We start from the raw sequence: 18,654 nt of genomic DNA on the forward strand, positions 1-18,654 counted from the left end.
TATAATATGAATTGTTAGAACATATATATATTTCTATTTGTTTGAAAATGAAAGGGCTAACATTTTTGTGGAGGGTGGAAGTATGAAAAAAAAGATGCCAGTTTTTGTAGTATCAACAGTAGCGATGAGCATGATGTTAGGGGCATGTAGCTACCAAAAAGATGAACCGCAAGCGAACGCAAAAGGGGATAGCGGGAAAAGCGGTGCGAAGCAAGTTATTAACTTAATTGAAACACAAGAAATTCCAACGATGGACCCAGCGTTATCAGCTGATGCAGTTTCTTCAAGAGTAATGACTAATACGATGGAAGGCTTATACAGTTTAGGGAAAGATGATAAGCTAGTTCCTGGTGTAGCGAAGGAATTCCAAAAGTCAGAAGACGGTAAAAAATATACATTTAAATTACGTGAAGACGCAAAATGGTCAAATGGTGAGCCTGTGACGGCGAAGGATTTCGTATACGCATGGCAAAGAGCGATTAACCCAGATACAGCTGCGAAATCAGCGTACATTATGTATGATATAAAAAATGCAGAGAAAATTAATAAAAAAGAGATGAGTCCAGATCAATTAGGCGTGAAAGCGATTGATGATCATACATTAGAAGTGGAATTAGACAATTCAATTCCATACCTTGTAGATTTAATGGTATATCCAATCTTCTATCCTGTGAATGAAAAGTTTGTAAAAGAGCAAGGTACGAAGTTTGGTTTGGAAGCGAATACAACACTTTATAATGGACCATTTACATTAAGTGATTGGCAACATGAACGTAGCTTTAAAATGACAAAGAGCGCGTCATATTGGGACAATAAAGAAGTGAAGATTGAGGAAGTAAACTTTAATATTGTAAAAGATACGTCTACGCCAATTAATTTATATGAAACAAACGCAGTCGATCGAGCGACGTTATTAGCAGAGTTCATCGATAAATATAAAGGAAAACCAGATTTCCAAACAGTAGAAGATACATCTGTATTCTTCCTTCGTTTAAATCAAAAAGACCCAGCTTTAGCAAATAAAAATATTCGTAAAGCAATTTCACTTGCTTTTGAACGTAAGCCGTTCGTTGATACATTATTAAATAACGGTTCTAAGCCGGCAACAGGATTAATTCCTGATAACTTCATTAAAGGGCCAGATAAGAAAGACTTCCGTGCTGTAAATGGAGATATTGTAAAACCAAACGTGAAAGAAGCGAAGAAATATTGGGAAGCTGGTAAAAAAGAACTTGGTAAAAATGAAATCGAATTAGAGCTATTAAATGAAGACGTTGAATTATCGAAGAAAACAGGTGAATATTTAAAAGGTGAATTAGAAAAGAATTTACCAGGTTTAACAGTGAAAATTAAACAACAGCCATTTGCGCAAAAACTAAAACTAGAAGATGCGGGCGATTATGTGATGTCATTCTCTGGATGGAGTGCAGATTTCCCAGATCCAGTTACATACCTTGATATGTTTGTAACGGACGGATCACAAAATAAAATGAAATACTCTAATCCGAAATATGATGAAATTATCATGAAAGCGAAGAAAGATGGAAGTGATGTAAATGCTCGTTGGAAAAACTTACTAGAAGCAGAGAAAATGTTACTTGATGACGCTGCGATTGTTCCAGTATATCAACGTGGTAGAGCATATATACAAAGAGAATCAATTAAAAATATGTACAATCATAAATATGGCGGCGATTTAAGCTTTAAATGGGCGTCAGTAGAGAAGTAAGAAAAAAGCAGGCTAACCGCCTGCTTTTTTTAATACGTACGTTTCTTATAAATACCTTTCCCTCCAACTTGGTTCCAGCCGGATTGGACATCCAAGCTTTTATTAACAAACTTCATTTTTTCTTTTCCGCCAAAGAGCTTTTCACCAATGCTATTTGTAATGACACCAATCAATGCTGTTATTCCGATGATGAGGGCAGCAACCGTGACAAAATCAATAAAAAAAGCAATCATTTGCAAATTCCCCCTTTGCCTGTCTGTATTTTTATTGTATGAGATAAAAGGTGAAAAAGAAAGAAATGTCAGAAAAATTATTGATTTATTTTAGAAATCGTATAGACACGAATGAGAATGTTTGTTAAAATAAGAACAAACGTTCCTTTTTATTCTCACTTGTATAGTCTTACATTTCTTAATTGATTTATCAAGAAAAGGTAAGAAAACGTTCTCTTTTTTATAGGAAAGATTCTGGGAAAATAACTATATATCATATGAATAATCTATGAAAAGCAAGTGTTAAGAGGGTTGGAGGTATTGTTAAAGTACAGATAAAGCGAGTGTGATCATGTTACATAGCAATGGAATGCACGGAAGAGTTTTCTCAATTAGAAGGAAATTTACTGTATATTTCTTGCAAAATCTATTGTATAATGATTATAGAAGTTACTTATTAAAAGTAATTGTTGTTTGCTAAAAGTTGTTGCTTACATGAAATGCGATTTTTGCACTTTGTTTTAAGACAAGGTATCGCAAAAAATTGCTGAATTTAGAAATTTAAACTGTAATTAGTACAGAATTTGTACTCTTTAAGGAGAGTGAGCTTTGTATGGTAACATTATATAGTTCTCCAAGCTGTACGTCTTGTAGAAAGGCGAAATTATGGCTAGAGGAAAATCATATTCCTTATACAGAACGTAATATTTTCTCAGATCCATTAACGATTGAGGAAATTAAAGAGATTTTACGTATGACAGAAAGCGGAACGGATGAGATTATTTCTACTCGTTCGAAAGTTTTCCAAGAATTAAATGTAAACTTAGAGTCTTTACCACTTCAAGATTTATATAAGATGATTCGTGACTATCCAGGGATTTTACGTCGTCCAATTATGATTGACGAGAAACGCCTTCAAGTAGGTTACAATGAAGACGAAATCCGCCGTTTCTTACCACGTACAGTAAGAACGTTCCAATTACGTGAAGCACAACGTCTTGTAAATTAATTATAATAATATGAAAACCTTCTACCTATTATATAGTAGAAGGTTTTTTTTAATGTTTCACATTTCGTAATCGAACTTGTTGCACGATAAAGCCGATGCATAAAATGGTGAAAATAAACAAGTATGGAATGCTTGCAGTGAAACTTGGGTTGTTATGAAAAAAGGTTGCAAGTCTGTCTTCATGTGTGACCATTTTTCCTGCTGTATAGGCGAGAATCGCTGCTCCGCAATAAATGAGGAATGGAAAGCGTTCCATAAGTATTAAAATGAGTTTGCTGCCCCAAATAATAATCGGAATAGAAATGAGTAAGCCGATTATTACGAGTAATAATCTTCCGTGAGCTGCTCCTGCAATAGCAATAACGTTGTCAAACCCCATAACGAGATCAGCGAATACAATTGTACGCACAGCTTGAAATAAAGTTGTTTTTCCTTGAATAGCGGAAAGATCGTTGCTATTATCAGTTAGTAAATTTACTGCAATTAATGTAAGTAAAACGCCCCCGATAAGTTGCAGAAATGGAATGTCGAGTAAATAGACAGCTAGTATAGTAAGGAGAATTCTTAGTACGATTGCTAAAAGAGTACCAATCAAAATGGCTTTATTTCGTTTTGATTCAGGTAAATTGCGGCTAGCTAGTGCGATGACGATTGCGTTGTCACCACCTAATACAACATCGATACCGACAATCATTAGTACAGATGTTAAAAACTCTAAGTCCATTCGTCTGCCTCCATTTATGATGTTTTAATAAGCGAACTATATGTATGTGGTGAAGAGAGAGATTAAATCATCTTCTCTAATAAAAGTTTCACTTTATTACAGTGTACGGGGGAAGATGGAAATGTATGTCCAAATTTTTTGTGAGTGATAAATCGCTATAATGATATATTTGTGTAGATGGTCGAATAAAGATAGGCATATAACTATTTTTGTAAAATAAATCGATTTTATTTCCATTCTGGAGAATCTTATCATAAAATGAGAGTACAAGAATCTATTGATTTGTCATATGAGTGGGGAATCCCTTCATAACAATTCCAAACAGGAAGGGAGAGTTGTATTTTGGATATTGAAAGAATTAATGACCATACGATGAAATTTTTTATTACGTACATTGATATAGAGGATAGAGGGTTTAATCGTGAAGAAATTTGGTATGACCGCGAACGAAGTGAAGAGCTCTTTTGGGAGATGATGGACGAAGCTCGTGATCATGATGATTTCTTTATTGATGGACCGCTATGGATTCAAGTGCAAGCAGTCGATAAAGGGATTGAAGTACTTGTAACAAAAGCGGAGCTTTCAAAGGATGGACAAAAGCTAGAACTACCAATAGGTGTAGATAAAATTATAGACATTCCTCTAGATGAAGGCATTGAATCATTATTCCAGCAAGAATTAGTGGAAGAGGTAGAAGAACAAGCAGGAACAAACTTTAACGAAGATGGTACGTTTGGCTTTTTAATTAAGTTTAATGATTTTGAAGATGTCATTTCATTAAGCCACCGTCTTATCTTTGAAGATATAAAAGATGAGCTGTATTCATTTGAGAACCGCTATTATGTATATGTGGAATTCGATGAAGTGCTACATGATGAAGAAGAAATTGATCGTATTTTAAGTATTGTTTTAGAGTACGGAGAAGAGTCAACTTTAACAATTCATCGTGTAAGTGAGTATGGGAAACAAATTGTGAAAGAGCATGCGCTTGAAACAATTCGCAATAATTTTCCTGCTAAAACGTAGGCCGATTTCTGTAGTATGAAATCGGCTTTTTATATGAAGAATAGGAAAGCTTTCTTAGTAAGGAGGTAAGAGATGAAAAATACGCTAAAGTTGATTTTCTTTGTTTTACTATTATTCGCGTTATTTGTTTCGTTACGTATGTTTATTGATGTAGCATTTTATTCGGATGTAATTGGGATAAAAGATGTTTCGATTTTAGGTATTATTAGTATTTTATTTACGGTATCTGCATTTTTAATTGGCTGCGTTATTTTCTTAGAGAACCGTCATCCGTCTAAAACACTTACATGGCTCATTGTGTTAGGGATTTTTCCGGTATTTGGATTTTTCGCTTATTTATTATTCGGACAGAACTTTCGAAGGAAGAGAATGTTCCAAAAAAAGGCGTTGCTCGATGAACAAGCATTTTTACAATACAAGGGGCATGAAGATTACGAAGAACGGATTTTGCGTAATCATAAGCATCAAGAGTTGTTATTTCGTTTAGCGGACCGCTTAGGCGCTTTAAATATTTCATTTCAAACTGAAACGAGAACATTAACAAATGGAGATGAAACGTTTCAGGCCATTTTAGATGGATTAAAACGAGCGAAACATCACATTCATATGGAATATTACATTGTGCGTGATGATAAGCTTGGAACAGAAATTAAAGATATTTTAATACAAAAATCAAAAGAAGGCGTAGTCGTACGTTTTTTATATGATGCGGTTGGAAGTTTTAGATTATCGAATTCATATATTGAAGAATTAAACGACGCAGGTGTCGAAATGATTCCATTTTTCCCTGTGCGCTTTCCGATTTTAAACGATAAGATTAATTATCGAAACCACCGAAAAATCGTTATTATTGATGGGAATGAAGGATTTGTAGGTGGATTAAATATTGGTGATGAATATTTAGGGAAGGATAAGTATTTCGGTTTTTGGCGAGACACGCATTTATATTTGCGTGGTGAAGCTGTTCAAAGCTTGCAACTTATTTTCCTTCAAGATTGGTTTTATATGACTGGTGAGGCTGTGCTGGCCCCTGAATATTTACAAGCGAAAGCAGTTGAGGGTGATCATTGGGGAGGCGTACAGCTCGTTGCAGGTGGACCAGATAATAAATGGGAAACAATTAAACATTTATACTTTGCCATGATTGCTTCTGCGCGGAAATCCATTTGGATTGCGACGCCGTATTTTATTCCGGATGATGATATTTTATCCGCATTAAAGGTAGCGGCACTTGCTGGTATTGATGTCCGTTTGTTAATGCCGAGTAAGCCTGATAAGCGCACCGTCTTTTACGCATCGAGATCGTACTTCCCAGAGCTTTTAGATGCAGGGGTAAAGATATATGAATACGAAAAAGGTTTCCTCCATAGTAAAGTTGTCATTGTCGATTCTGATTTAGCTTCAATTGGGACGGCTAATATGGATATGAGAAGTTTTCATTTGAACTTTGAAGTAAATGCCTTTTTATATGATACAGACAGCATTCGAAAACTCGTTCAAGATTATAAAGAGGATATAGAAGAATCAAGTGAAATTCATGTCGATCGTTTTCATAAAAGGCGTCTTCATAGACGAATTGTTGAATCGACGTATCGATTATTATCACCTTTATTATAAAAAGAGATGTCCGAAATTGGGACATCTCTTTTTTAAAAGGAATTTGTAATAAATTGTAGAATATAAGGAGCTGAAAGGGTGTGATTCCGATGTTTATCGCCAAAAGAGAAAACGGAGAAAAAATTCATCTACTCTATCATCAGGATGAAGAGCTTTTACATCGTATGCGTAAAATGGAAAGCTTCTTTTGCATAGCTTGCGGGAAGGAAGTGCAAATGAAATTAGGGAAACAAAAAAGTTGGCATTTTGCTCATAAGAAAATGGACGCGTGTCTTGCCTTTTATGAAGCGGAATCTATGTATCATATGCACGGTAAAGAATTGTTATATAGGTGGTTCAAACGTCAAAACTTTCCTGTGTATATAGAGCACTATCTTCCAGAGATTCAGCAACGACCAGATATTTTCATAGAGAGAGCAGGGAGAACGATTGCGATTGAATACCAATGCGCAAATCTTTCTATAGAGCAGCTGTACAAACGAACCTATTCGTATTGGCGAGCTGGTATACAGGTCATTTGGATCATTGGTGGAAATCAATTGAAAAGGCAATCAGCATATTGGATGAAATTCTCCTCACTTATGGCTTTCTCCTTACAATCTTATCCTCAGCCATTTCTTATTTTCTTCTGTTCGAAACAAAAATCATTTATGAAATGCGCGTTTCTCACTTCATTTTCTACAAGCGTCTCTTTCTCACATATTATCTATTTACCAACTGAAACGACTACTTTTGAAATGCTCTTTTCTCCCGTCTCTTTCCGAAAAGAAACATTAGGTGAGGAATGGAAAAAGCGAAAGAGCTATTTTCGGCAAAATGCTCTGCCGATTTGGAATTACAATCATAAGTCACTATTACGCCTCTTATATCAATGTAGATGTACCCCAGCAAATTTTCCTTCTGAAATTGGTGTGCCGCTCCCGTCTTCATTTGCTTTTCAAACCAATCCATTTGTATGGCAAGCTTTTCTATATATGAAGTGTATAGGTGAAGTTGCGGTAGGGGATTGTATTTCCCTCGGGTATGTGTGTAGTTATGTGAAAACGTATACGAAAAGGCGTATGCTTCCTTACTTTTCACGGCATATATGGAAAGTAGCAGTTGCTGAATATATGGTATTTTTATGTTATGCAGGTGTATTGCAGAAAGTAGGGACTTATAAGTACCAGAAAAAAAGAGAGATAGTTATGTTAAAAACAGAGGAGGAAGTTATAAAATATGATGAAATTTGCTTAGCGTATGCCTTATCTTTATTTGAGGCAAAGTACAACATGAGAGAAGGAAAAGGGGATATAATAAAGACTGATCGTGAAGGAATTACATAAGAAAAATCGAATTGTATGTAAGTAGAGATATTTAAAGGAGGGCTTAAAGGATGTCTGAACAAAATACAGCAAAAACATTACCAGATCGTAAAGAGATTGAAGAATCAAGTACGTGGCGATTAGAAGATATTTTCCAAACAGATGCAGAATGGGAAAAAGAATTCCAAGCCATTAAAGAGCTATTACCGAAGTTAACTGAATTTAAAGGGAAACTTGGTGACTCTGCGAACAATTTACTTGAAGCATTGCAATATGAAGATGAAATTTCAATGCGATTAGGTAAGCTATATACATATGCACATATGCGTTACGATCAAGATACAACAAACTCTGTGTATCAAGCGTTAAATGACCGCGCGACAAATTTATATTCACAAGTATCTAGTAGCACAGCATATATTGTGCCTGAAATCTTATCGGTTTCAGAAGATACACTGCAAACATTCTTGAAAGAAAATAGAGACTTAAGTGTATATGAACATGCATTAGAAGAAATTACGCGTCAACGCCCGCACGTATTATCTGAAGCGGAAGAGGCTCTATTAGCAGAAGCATCTGAAGTAATGAGTGCATCAAGTAATACATTTGGTATGTTGAATAATGCGGATTTGAAATTCCCATCTATTAAAGGTGAGGATGGAGAAGAAGTAGAAATTACACATGGTCGTTACATTCAGTTTTTAGAAAGTGATGATCGTCGTGTGCGCGAAGATGCGTTCAAAGCTGTATATGAAACGTACGGAAAATATAAGAACACATTTGCAAGTACGTTAAGCGGAGCTGTGAAACGTAATAATTTCAATGCACGTGTTCGTAAATACGATTCTGCACGTCAAGCGGCATTAAGTAATAATAATATTCCTGAAGCCGTGTATGATCAACTTGTTGAATCTGTAAATGATAATTTACACTTGCTACATCGTTACATTGATATTCGTAAGCGTGCATTAGGACTTGATGAGCTTCATATGTATGATTTATATACACCACTTGTACCTGAAGTGAAAATGAATGTGAAGTATGACGAAGCACAAGATATGTTATTAAAATCTTTAAACGTACTTGGTGATGAGTATGTTGACATTTTAAAAGAAGCATATGAAAATCGCTGGGTAGATGTGTATGAGAACAAAGGGAAGCGAAGCGGAGCATATTCATCTGGTGCATATGGAACAAATCCGTATATTTTAATGAACTGGCATGATAATGTAAATAATTTATATACACTTGCTCATGAGTTCGGTCATTCCGTGCATAGTTACTACACAAGAAAAACGCAGCCGCACGTATACGGTGATTATTCAATCTTCGTTGCAGAAGTAGCATCAACTTGTAATGAAGCGCTTCTAAACGATTATTTATTAAAAACGACAGAAGATAAGAAAGAGCGTCTATACTTATTAAATCATTATTTAGAAGGATTCCGTGGTACTGTATTCCGTCAAACGATGTTCGCAGAGTTTGAGCATATTATTCATAAGAAAGTACAAGAGGGACATGCGGTTACGCCAGACATGTTAACGGAGATCTACTATGATTTAAATAAGAAATATTTCGGTGATGCTTTAGTAATCGATGAAGAAATTGGTTTAGAATGGTCTCGTATTCCGCACTTCTACTACAACTATTACGTATACCAATATGCAACAGGGTTTAGTGCAGCAACGGCTCTATCTAAACAAATTTTAGAAGAGGGGCAACCAGCAGTAGAACGTTACATTAATGAGTTCTTAAAAGCAGGAAGCTCAGATTATCCAATTGAAGTGCTGAAAAAAGCTGGAGTAGATATGGCATCTCCAGAACCTGTAAAAGAAGCATTGCAAGTATTTGAAGAGAAACTAAATGAATTAGAAGCATTATTATTTGAAGAGAAGTAAGAAAAAAGACGAGGAATTTACCTCGTCTTTTTTGTTTTAAATCTTTTTGTCGATATTTGTCGAACAAATAAAGTGAATTTCCTTCTTTTTTCTAAAATAGAAGACAGTTTTGCGATTTTTTTTGTAGTTAAAACCCTTTAAAGCGTTTTTTATGGTTGAAATAAGAGAGAGCGATGACAATGATTCCAAATAAAAGAGGGAAGGCAATAATTTTAGGAAAAGCTTGTAGTAGAGAGAGGATGTACAAGAAAAAAGAAACGATGACAGCTAGTAAGATAAGTAAAATATACGTTTTTTTCATACAGAACACCTCCAAAATAGCTTTTTTATAGCTTATTCAGAAATGAAAACGTTTAGAATGTGACAAAAGTGTGAAATTCGACAAAAGGGGTTGTCATCTGACGTCGAATCTTGTAATATAATAAGCGTGAACGAATTCACATACAAACATATACCCCTTTGTTTGAACGTGAAAATTTCTCCCATCCCCTTTAATATTTTTATAAGCCGTAAAGAAAAAGACCTGGTGTTTTACACCAGGTCTTTTTCTTTTGCTATCCATTTCCAATAACGCTCACATTTTACGTCAATCATTTGTACTTTTCTTTTCAGTTGTAATTTTTTTAATTCACGCTCGATTTCTTGCTGCGAGCAGTCATATATAAATGCTACTTCTTTTGAAGATATAAATTGCGTTGCTTCTAGTAACACTTCTAAAGAAGGTAATGGTTCTGGCTCGATTTCACATTTTACAAGTTCTTTCAGTAATTGTACGTATACGTCGTAGGAATAAGTTCCAGCGATTTTAATACCTTCTTCATCTGAATTCGCATGAAAAAATACGAGAGAGGGTATTTCTGTAATATGCATCTCATTTGTAAATTTCAAGTCGCATTGGAAAGCTTTTTTTGCGCTAGCGGAATGTAGGTCTTTTTTAAATTCTTCTACATCAATGTCGCTATCTCTTGCACATGCAAGTAATAATTCGCAGTCAGGGTTTGATACATTTTCAAGGAAAATGTATTCTTGGAGTTTTCGCAAAAACTTCGAACCTGCTTTTCGGCCCTGCAACTCCGCTGCCTTAATTGCCATCGAAACTAAATAGGGTGTTGACGATGCTTCTTGCATATGTACCTTTCCATCACATGAAAAACCTTGTAAACTTGTTGTCTTTTCCCACACAAATCGAATATTAGCAGGTTTATTCCATTTGTGTGAGGAAGCGTTCGTTCCGTCCACTTTTCCTGTTACGATATGACGAATAGAGAAGTATTTCCCATATTCAAGCCATAGTTTAATAATAAAGGGCTCAATTTCCCAGCAATCTTTACAAAGTGGATCAATAAATAAATATGCTTCTACAGACTTATGCTCACATGCGGAAGGAGATGGCATATTGATATGCTTTGCTTCCTGCTTATCCATTACACTTCACCTGTTTCGTTTGGAGTATTAACCATATGCTGAGCAGTTAATGCTAAACGTTCAAAAACGAACTCTCTTATATGACCGTGCACTCCTGTGTCATCCATTGCTTGCTCCATACATGATAGCCAAGCCTCTGCTCGTTTTGGAGTAATCTCAAACGGAAGATGGCGTGCTCTTAACATAGGATGACCATGTTCTTCAGTGTACAAATTAGGACCACCTAAATATTGCGTTAAAAATTGTTTCTGCTTCCTAGCGGTTTCTGTTAAATCATCCGGGAAGATGGGAGATAGGTCAGGGTGTTTACTGACATAGGAATAAAATGTGTCTACTAATATTGCAATGCATTGTTCACCGCCAATTGCTTCAAATGGTGTCATCGGTTGCTTGCTCATCCTTTATAAACTCCTTTTTCCATGAAATGTATATCTATTGTAGCAATGGAACGTTCCAGAGGGCAAATAAACAGCCTTCATAACGTTCTTTGCTTATTCTACAGATGTAAAAGAATCTTTTCCTTTTAAAAAGTGAGATATATCCACTAGTAGAACGTATTCACTAGTGGAATTTTCACTTTAGCGTGCTTTGTTTTGTTTGGCAAGGAAAAAGCGTTTTACTTTATTATTTGTATGACGGATTGGTATGTTGTGCTGCTTTAATAAATGAATAAATGCAGCTTTGCCTGTTTCTTCATCTTGCACTTCAAATTCAATTTCATAATCATCGTGATTGTAATAGAAACTATGATCAAAGACAAGCGTTCCGCCTTCAAATAACGTTTCGGCTCTTTCAGTTGTTAAACTGCCCATATAAGTTAAAGCGGAAACAGGAATTTGTAATTTGTGTAGTTGATCCATTACAGCCCCTGGAATGATTACGTTTGTTTCCATCATCATTCTTGCTTCGTCTTCTGTTACGACTTGATGAGTTTCCAGCAAGCCGACTTCTGCAGGTTGTTTCAATGTTAATGTATAAGTTTCCCCTTTATGACGAATACGAAGTGCAGAGCCAGCTTCTTTTAAAGAGAAATCCGGTGTTTCAAAGTAGTGATTCACTTGCTTTGTAAATACCTCAATAGAGAATGATTTACATAATGTATTGAATTCTTCTTCTGTAACAATATTTTTAAATTCAATTTCAATTTCTTGTGTCATTGTATGCGCTCCTTTTAAGAAATAATTCTTTACACATTATCGCTTTTTCATAAATTTGGTTCAATGTTTTATTTGTTTGCGTTCATGTTATGATACAATAATACTGTTAAGTAAGACAGGAAGTTGAGATGGAGGAGTTAGAGCATGCAAAATAAAATTCAAGTTAAGAGCGTAGAAAAGAGAGAGAATGCTCTTATTTTTTGTGCGGAAAATAATGAAATAGAGGTAAAGGAGTTACGTGCACGTAATCACGTACTTGTAGACTCAGACAATTTATCATTTTTATATATCTTAGAAAACGAATCATCGTTCATTTATGTAAGTATTCCGCACACATGCTGGGAAGCAATGCATGAAGCGATGAATAAAGATATGGCAATGTTCGTTCGTGTGAATGACGTTGAAATGGAATTAGAAAGTTTAAAAGAAGAAGTAGAATATTTAGTTGAAAATATTGAAGGTAATGCAAATTACGGTGAAGAACTAGTAACTGCTGTAGAAAAAGTATTTCTATAAGCAAATGGATTGATTTTGGTGGTGGTTGAAATGAAGCGAAATTGGGAAGAATTTTTAGCACCTTACCATCAAGCGGTGGCAGAGCTGAAAGTGAAACTAAAAGGAATGCGTACTCAATTTGCAATGTTAACGGAGCATTCTCCAATTGAGTTTGTAACAGGAAGGGTAAAGTCGGTTGCAAGTATTATTGATAAAGCGGAGAAGAGAAATGTACCACTAGACCGGCTAAGAGAAGATATGCAAGACATCGCGGGCCTTCGAATGATGTGTCAATTTGTTGATGAGATTAAGCCTGTTGTAGAATATCTTCGAAAACGAAATGACTTTGAAATCGTGGAAGAGCGTGATTATGTCACGCAAAAGAAAGATAGCGGTTATCGTTCTTACCACGTTGTCATTAGTTACCCAGTTCAAACGATTCAGGGAGAAAAAAAAGTATTGGTAGAAATTCAAATACGCACGTTAGCAATGAACTTTTGGGCAACAATTGAGCATTCTTTAAATTATAAATATAGTGGACGTTTTCCTGAAGATATTAAAATACGCTTGCAACGCGCAGCGGAAGCAGCGTTTTTATTAGATGAAGAAATGTCTTCTATTCGTCTTGAGATTCAAGAAGCGCAGAAAGCTTTTTCAAGAAAACAAGAAACGAAAGATTCCGAATCATAAACTAAAGGGTGTTGGGCGATGAAATTTACAATTATGTCAAAGGGAGATCAATCATCAGATACATTGGCAGGCACGATGAAAGAGTACTTGCTAGATTTTGGATTTATAATGGATGAAAAGGAACCCGATATTGTAATTTCTGTTGGGGGAGATGGAACGCTTTTATATGCGTTTCATCGTTATTATAATCGATTGGATGAAACAGCATTTGTTGGAGTACATACAGGGCATTTAGGTTTCTATGCAGATTGGTTACCGACAGAAGTAGAGAAATTAGTAATTGCAATTGCTAAAACACCATTCCAAGTGGTGGAATATCCGCTTTTAGAAGTGATTATTCGCTATGTGAATGGGAGTAAAGAGTCACAGTATTTGGCGATGAATGAAGCAACTGTTAAAAGTGCGGAAGGTACATTAGTAACAGAAGTGGAAATACGCGGAGAGTACTTTGAAACGTTCCGCGGGGATGGCCTTTGTATTTCTACTCCTTCGGGAAGTACTGCGTATAATAAGGCGCTTGGCGGAGCGATTATTCACCCTTCTATTGAAGCGATTCAAATTGCAGAAATGGCATCTATTAATAACCGTGTGTTTCGTACTGTAGGCTCGCCACTCGTACTGCCGAAGCATCATACATGTGTGTTGAAGCCGGCTGCGGGAATGAACTTACAAATTACGGTGGACCATTTAACGATGGTTCATCAAGATGTGAAATCAATCCAGTATCGCGTTGCAAACGAGAAAGTACGATTTGTTCGTTTCCGTCCATTCCCGTTCTGGAAACGAGTTCGTGACTCGTTTGTTGCAGATAAATAGAAAGGGTTTATATATTTGAACAGATTTACATTGAAATGGGATATAGGATCGGCTGAAGAGGGAACTTTAGTTAGAGAATTTTTAAAAACAAAAGGGATTTCTAAAGCCGCATTAACGGACATAAAATTTCACGGCGGAGCTATTGAAGTAAATGATCAACATGCGAGCGTTCGTCATCAGTTGCAAGCTGGTGAAGAATTACGTGTCTTTTTTCCAGTGGAGGAAAGAAGTGAAGGGATGATTGCAGAAGATATCCCTGTATGTATTGTATATGAAGATGATGCAGTTCTTGTCATAAACAAAGAGGCGAACATGTCAACGATTCCGTCTAGAGAACATCCGGTAGGGAGTGTTGCAAATGCGCTCTTATCTCATTATGATAAGCAGCATCTTGCAAGTACGGTGCACATCGTAACAAGATTAGATCGTGATACTTCAGGGCTTATGCTTATTGCAAAAAATCGTTTCGTGCATCATCTTTTATCGAAACAGCATCAACAAAAAGCTGTGAAAAGAACGTATGAAGCAATCGTTCATGGTGAGATGATTGAACGAGAAGGAACAATTGACGCACCGATTGGACGGAAATCGGATAGCATTATTGAGCGAATAGTTTGTGAAGATGGGCAAAGAGCAGTTACTCATTTTAGAGTGATGGATAGCGCCAATCATAAGACGCATGTATCACTTGAGCTTGAGACAGGAAGAACGCATCAAATTCGTGTACATATGGCTCATATAGGCTACCCGTTACTTGGTGATGATTTATATGGAGGACGAAGAGATGTGATAAAACGTCAAGCACTTCATAGTACATCTTTGACGTTTTATCATCCTATTTTAGAGAAGGAAATGTCTTTCACTACAACGATTCCAAGCGATATGGAAGAGGTATTAAGGCATACTTAAAAAGGGAACAAAATTCTTATGTAACGAAGAATTTTGTTCCCTTTTTTCTTAGCGGAATAATATTAAAATTTGATTTTCACCCGTGCGCTTTATAACGAAAAATCCACTTTCGGATTTTGTAGCAATGCCATCGTTATTTGGACGACAATATCCATGCGTTTCGCAAGTGCCGTCATCACGTACTAACATTTGTCCAATTAATCCGACAGGAAGCCACTCGGTACGATCTTTTCTTGCTATATATTTGCAAGTTGGATCCCATTCTGTATTTAAAAGAGGTTGTATGTCTTGCGATTCCGTACGTACATACTGGCGTTTTCCAAAGTTATCTGTTTTATAGCGTTTTTGCCAACTTAAAGTACCGCTATTTCCTATAAGAGCGGGGGTTGCACTAGATATTCCTAAAATGAATGAATCGTTTGAAGTAGCAATCCGAATTTTTTCTTCGCTACTAAATGTAACGAAATAACCTACCTCAATAAGGTTATTGTCTGCTGTTTCAAACATTTGTGCAAAATCAGTTCCACTTGCATTGTAAGAAGCGCCATCAATATACATTTCCCCATTATGAGCAAGCCACTTTGCACCGATATTATGATCGGTTTCATTTGTGCCGTTTGCAATAAACCAAGAATAAGATTCTTCTGCTGTGCCGAAGCGCCCCATAATATGGCTACCTGCAAAATGAGCTGTTGATGTATGATTACCTTCCGCATGAGAAGAGAATCCGTTAGCGATAGTCGCGGTTCCTTCTGCATGTGCTGCTTCGCCTAAAGCGATTGTATGTTTACCTTCCGCATGAGAATAAGAGCCGCCTGCGGTCGTTTCACTTCCTTCACTATGGGAACTATGTCCAGTTGCTTTTGTTTTTGATCCTTCTGCATGAGAGAAAGAAGCTTTTGCGTGTGTAAGAAGCCCTTCTGCATGTGAAGCTGTACCCTCTGCATTAGAGTGAAGCCCCTCTGCATGTGCATACCGCCCGCCTTTTTTTACTTTTGTATTTTCAGGTGTAGGGGTCTGAATGATGATCGTTTTTTCTGTTTGTATATCATGGGATGGTGCTAATGCTTCTTTAATTTTTTTTACTTGATTTATAATAGCAGCTGGAATTTCTGATTCCGCTTTTTTATTTATTTCTACAGGGATGTTTTCTTCTATGTTTTTCTCTGTTTGCTCAGAAGGCACAATCTGTTCAGTGTGAGTAGAGAGAGGTCTGTTTTTTTGTTGCATCTTTGTTTTTCTATTATCAATAATGCGGCTCATTACAGCATTTTCTAAAGAGACATATTTTGGTCTAGCTTTGTTTTTGGGGGAAGCCTCTTGTCCTTCCAGTTCTTCTAAAGCTGCAGATCGAATGCTGCACCAGTTGTTAATTCCGTACATGGGCAGATAAAAAGGCGGGCATTTTCTTTTTTGTTTAGAAGATTTTTTCTTCATTCTGTCACCTCCTGCGACAGTATATGCTGTGTAATGAAAAAAAGATGCACTTTATTGCATCTTTTTTTCATTACTTTACCCAGTTTTTATAGGAGGGCCATCTAAACGATACGGTAATCCTCGTAATTTTAATAAGGGTAGTTATGAAATTGGGCGGAATTTCTCAGGGACAAAAGGTAGGGAGGAAGGGACGGAAACAGTCTCCATTTCAGGATAACGTAGTCCGGTTAATTTGCCGCCAAATACAGCACCAGTGTCAATATTGACTGTATGATTTACAAAGCGAGGTTCTTTTACTGGTGTATGTCCATATACAATCCAAGCTTGTCCTTTATATTCCTTCGCCCAGTCGCGACGGACAGGAGAGCCGTCAGCGTGTTTTTCTCCTGTAATATCGCCATATAGTACAAAGGTTTGTACTTTTTTATCTTGTCTTCCTATGTAATCTTGCCGAATTCCGGCGTGACATACAATTAACCTTTTTTCATCGAGTACATGATATAAAGGGGATTGCTCATAAAGTGTGATGAATTTTTCTTTTATAATATTTTGTTTATGAGAAGGAAGTGCCTCATATTCGGCAACAGTTGTTTCGAGCCCGTGAGCGATTGATACGTTACGCCCAAGGAAAAATCGGTATAGTTTATTACAGTGATTTCCGGGAGCGTAATAAGCTACTTTTTTATGTATGACAAGTTCCCATACAATTTCAATCATACGTAATGAATGAGGGCCGCGATCTGTAATATCGCCAACAAATGCAAGGTTACGTTGGTCAGGATGAATCGGCAGGTCGCTATTCCAGTTATATCCGAGTTTCGTCGTTAAATCCTGAAATTCTTGAAAGCATCCATGAATATCCCCTATAATGTCATATTTCATATTTAAACCTCCACCATATTTTTCATTAGTATATCTAAAAAAGGATAGAGATAAAAATATACTGTTTTTGTACTTTATTTAAACATAAAAATTTTCGTTCTTGAGCGAACGTTTAAAACAAATCCAATCGCTATCATGTATGTGAGTAAGGAACTTCCTCCATAGCTCATAAGGGGTAATGTGATTCCTGTAATAGGTAGTAATCCGATGGTCATCCCGATATTTTGAAATACTTGAAAAGTAAACATTCCGATTGTACCAGCGCAGATGTAACTACCGAAAGGATCATTACTTTCTAAAGCGATATGAATCATGCGGAAAATAAGTAGGAAAAAAAGTGAAATAATGACACTTGCGCCTAAAAAGCCGAATTGCTCAGCGACATTAGTGAAAATAAAATCTGTATGTGGTTCTGGAAAGTATACTTGTCCATGTTCCCAACCTTTTCCTTGCATTTCTCCGGATCCAGTAGCTAAAAAAGCTTGTCTTAATTGATAGCCTTGCGCATCATATTTGTATGGAGCTAACCAGCCGTAAAAGCGATTTAGTTGATATTCTTGTAAAATGTGTGCTTTAAAGAATTTTGTATGAGTAAAAAAAATATAAGTTAATGTAAAACTGGCAGCAAAAATGACAGAAACTAATCCGAAAATAAAACGCCAACGTATACCAGAAACTAATATCATTGCTGCGAGCATAGCTGAAATTACCATCGTGTTTCCTAAATCAGGTTCCTTTGCAATAAGTAGCAGAGGTGGCAAACTTGTTGCACATATTTTTCCGAGTAACAAAAAATCGTCGTGTATTGTTCGGAAAAAATATTTCTCATTGTGATTTGCTATAATTCGTCCGGTGACGAGAATTAAAAACAATTTCATAATTTCAGAAGGCTGGAAATTTCCGATGCCTGGGAGCCTGTACCAAGCTGTAGCACCTTTAATTGTGACGGCACCTGGTACTTGAAGTTCTAGTCCAATTAGTAGTACCAATGCAAAGCTATATAAATACCAAGCAATTTTTTGATAACGATCGAAATCAATAATCATAATGACACCAATGGCTATAAATCCAATGAAGTACCATTGGATTTGCTTTAACACAAAATTTACGCTTTGCAAAAATGGTGGCAAAGAGGCTTGTGCGCTTGCAATTGCAAAGCAACTAACAGTCCCAATGGCAAATAAGATGAATAGTAATACGTAGTCTATTTGATATTGAGAATTTGGATCTTTCAATGTATGTATTCCTTTCTATCGCCTAGTAAGTATATGGATCATGTCATGATAAAAATAATATACAAGCAGACTATGCATACATTTATTCC

General features: G+C 36.2%; 19 protein-coding genes. 10 read left to right on the plus strand and 9 right to left on the minus strand.

The annotated features are described in order from the left end of the window. The first annotated feature begins 82 nt into the window (after positions 1-82). On the plus strand, positions 83-1,729 hold the full coding sequence (locus KVT31_RS11280) for a peptide ABC transporter substrate-binding protein (RefSeq protein ID WP_000728618.1): 1,647 nt from the start codon (positions 83-85) through the stop codon (positions 1,727-1,729). A gap of 29 nt (positions 1,730-1,758) precedes the next feature. On the opposite strand, the gene KVT31_RS11285 is transcribed toward KVT31_RS11280, so the two are convergent. Continuing rightward, the gene (locus KVT31_RS11285) at positions 1,759-1,962 is read right to left on the minus strand and encodes a hypothetical protein (RefSeq protein ID WP_000559978.1); all 204 of its coding nucleotides are present in this window, start codon (positions 1,960-1,962) and stop codon (positions 1,759-1,761) included. Positions 1,963-2,554: 592 nt separating this feature from the next. On the opposite strand from KVT31_RS11285, the gene spx reads away from it, so the two are divergent. Next, on the plus strand, positions 2,555-2,950 hold the full coding sequence (gene spx, locus KVT31_RS11290; protein WP_000258267.1) for a transcriptional regulator Spx: 396 nt from the start codon (positions 2,555-2,557) through the stop codon (positions 2,948-2,950). 49 nt (positions 2,951-2,999) lie between these two features. Here the strand turns inward: spx and KVT31_RS11295 are convergent, their stop codons facing one another. After that, on the minus strand, positions 3,000-3,674 hold the full coding sequence (locus KVT31_RS11295) for a TerC family protein (protein WP_088095547.1): 675 nt from the start codon (positions 3,672-3,674) through the stop codon (positions 3,000-3,002). A gap of 342 nt (positions 3,675-4,016) precedes the next feature. Between KVT31_RS11295 and mecA the strand changes: the two genes are divergently transcribed. The 4 genes from mecA to pepF all read left to right on the plus strand — a co-directional run bounded on the left by mecA (position 4,017) and on the right by pepF (position 9,519). Beyond that, positions 4,017-4,700 (plus strand): adaptor protein MecA, encoded by a 684-nt coding sequence (mecA, locus tag KVT31_RS11300; protein ID WP_000350711.1) that lies wholly within the window; start codon positions 4,017-4,019, stop codon positions 4,698-4,700. 72 nt (positions 4,701-4,772) lie between these two features. Then, complete coding sequence (locus KVT31_RS11305) at positions 4,773-6,317, plus strand: cardiolipin synthase (protein WP_000799207.1); 1,545 nt, start codon at positions 4,773-4,775, stop codon at positions 6,315-6,317. Between the two features lie 80 nt (positions 6,318-6,397). Continuing rightward, positions 6,398-7,642: a competence protein CoiA gene (locus KVT31_RS11310; RefSeq protein ID WP_088095548.1), complete on the plus strand. Its 1,245-nt coding sequence runs from the start codon at positions 6,398-6,400 to the stop codon at positions 7,640-7,642. A 50-nt stretch (positions 7,643-7,692) separates the two neighbouring features. Beyond that, on the plus strand, positions 7,693-9,519 hold the full coding sequence (gene pepF, locus KVT31_RS11315) for an oligoendopeptidase F (protein ID WP_088095549.1): 1,827 nt from the start codon (positions 7,693-7,695) through the stop codon (positions 9,517-9,519). A gap of 127 nt (positions 9,520-9,646) precedes the next feature. Here the strand turns inward: pepF and KVT31_RS11320 are convergent, their stop codons facing one another. From KVT31_RS11320 to KVT31_RS11335, 4 genes are all read right to left on the minus strand, one after another. Continuing rightward, positions 9,647-9,820, minus strand: coding sequence for a hypothetical protein (locus KVT31_RS11320; protein ID WP_088095550.1), 174 nt, complete (start codon positions 9,818-9,820; stop codon positions 9,647-9,649). Between the two features lie 230 nt (positions 9,821-10,050). Next, the gene (locus tag KVT31_RS11325) at positions 10,051-10,944 is read right to left on the minus strand and encodes a ClpXP adapter SpxH family protein (protein ID WP_088095551.1); all 894 of its coding nucleotides are present in this window, start codon (positions 10,942-10,944) and stop codon (positions 10,051-10,053) included. Then, on the minus strand, positions 10,944-11,342 hold the full coding sequence (locus KVT31_RS11330) for a globin domain-containing protein (RefSeq protein ID WP_000043382.1): 399 nt from the start codon (positions 11,340-11,342) through the stop codon (positions 10,944-10,946). Before KVT31_RS11330 ends, KVT31_RS11325 begins: the two co-directional genes overlap by 1 nt. Positions 11,343-11,522: 180 nt before the next feature. Next, the gene (locus KVT31_RS11335; protein WP_088095552.1) at positions 11,523-12,101 is read right to left on the minus strand and encodes a CYTH domain-containing protein; all 579 of its coding nucleotides are present in this window, start codon (positions 12,099-12,101) and stop codon (positions 11,523-11,525) included. Positions 12,102-12,245: 144 nt separating this feature from the next. Here KVT31_RS11335 and KVT31_RS11340 point away from each other — a divergent pair, with 144 nt between their 5' ends. The 4 genes from KVT31_RS11340 to KVT31_RS11355 are packed head-to-tail and all read left to right on the plus strand — an operon-like array spanning position 12,246 to position 15,011. Next, positions 12,246-12,617: a UPF0738 family protein gene (locus KVT31_RS11340; RefSeq protein ID WP_088095553.1), complete on the plus strand. Its 372-nt coding sequence runs from the start codon at positions 12,246-12,248 to the stop codon at positions 12,615-12,617. A 30-nt stretch (positions 12,618-12,647) separates the two neighbouring features. After that, positions 12,648-13,286, plus strand: coding sequence for a GTP diphosphokinase (gene yjbM / locus KVT31_RS11345; RefSeq protein WP_064476808.1), 639 nt, complete (start codon positions 12,648-12,650; stop codon positions 13,284-13,286). Positions 13,287-13,304: 18 nt separating this feature from the next. Next, a complete protein-coding gene (locus tag KVT31_RS11350) occupies positions 13,305-14,102 on the plus strand; it encodes an NAD kinase (protein WP_000673186.1) in 798 nt (265 codons plus the stop codon). A 15-nt stretch (positions 14,103-14,117) separates the two neighbouring features. Further along, on the plus strand, positions 14,118-15,011 hold the full coding sequence (locus KVT31_RS11355) for an RluA family pseudouridine synthase (protein ID WP_088095554.1): 894 nt from the start codon (positions 14,118-14,120) through the stop codon (positions 15,009-15,011). Positions 15,012-15,059: 48 nt separating this feature from the next. Here the strand turns inward: KVT31_RS11355 and KVT31_RS11360 are convergent, their stop codons facing one another. The 3 genes from KVT31_RS11360 to KVT31_RS11370 form a co-directional block, all read right to left on the minus strand. Beyond that, on the minus strand, positions 15,060-16,448 hold the full coding sequence (locus KVT31_RS11360; RefSeq protein WP_088095555.1) for a peptidase G2 autoproteolytic cleavage domain-containing protein: 1,389 nt from the start codon (positions 16,446-16,448) through the stop codon (positions 15,060-15,062). Between the two features lie 141 nt (positions 16,449-16,589). Further along, positions 16,590-17,330, minus strand: a complete 741-nt coding sequence (gene prpE, locus KVT31_RS11365; protein WP_088095556.1) for a bis(5'-nucleosyl)-tetraphosphatase PrpE — start codon at positions 17,328-17,330, stop codon at positions 16,590-16,592. A gap of 74 nt (positions 17,331-17,404) precedes the next feature. Continuing rightward, a complete protein-coding gene (locus tag KVT31_RS11370) occupies positions 17,405-18,565 on the minus strand; it encodes an FtsW/RodA/SpoVE family cell cycle protein (RefSeq protein ID WP_088095557.1) in 1,161 nt (386 codons plus the stop codon). Positions 18,566-18,654 lie beyond the last annotated feature (89 nt).

Source organism: Bacillus sp. GbtcB14 (assembly GCF_019091205.1).
Taxonomy (GTDB): Bacteria; Bacillota; Bacilli; order Bacillales; family Bacillaceae_G; genus Bacillus_A; species Bacillus_A cereus_AG.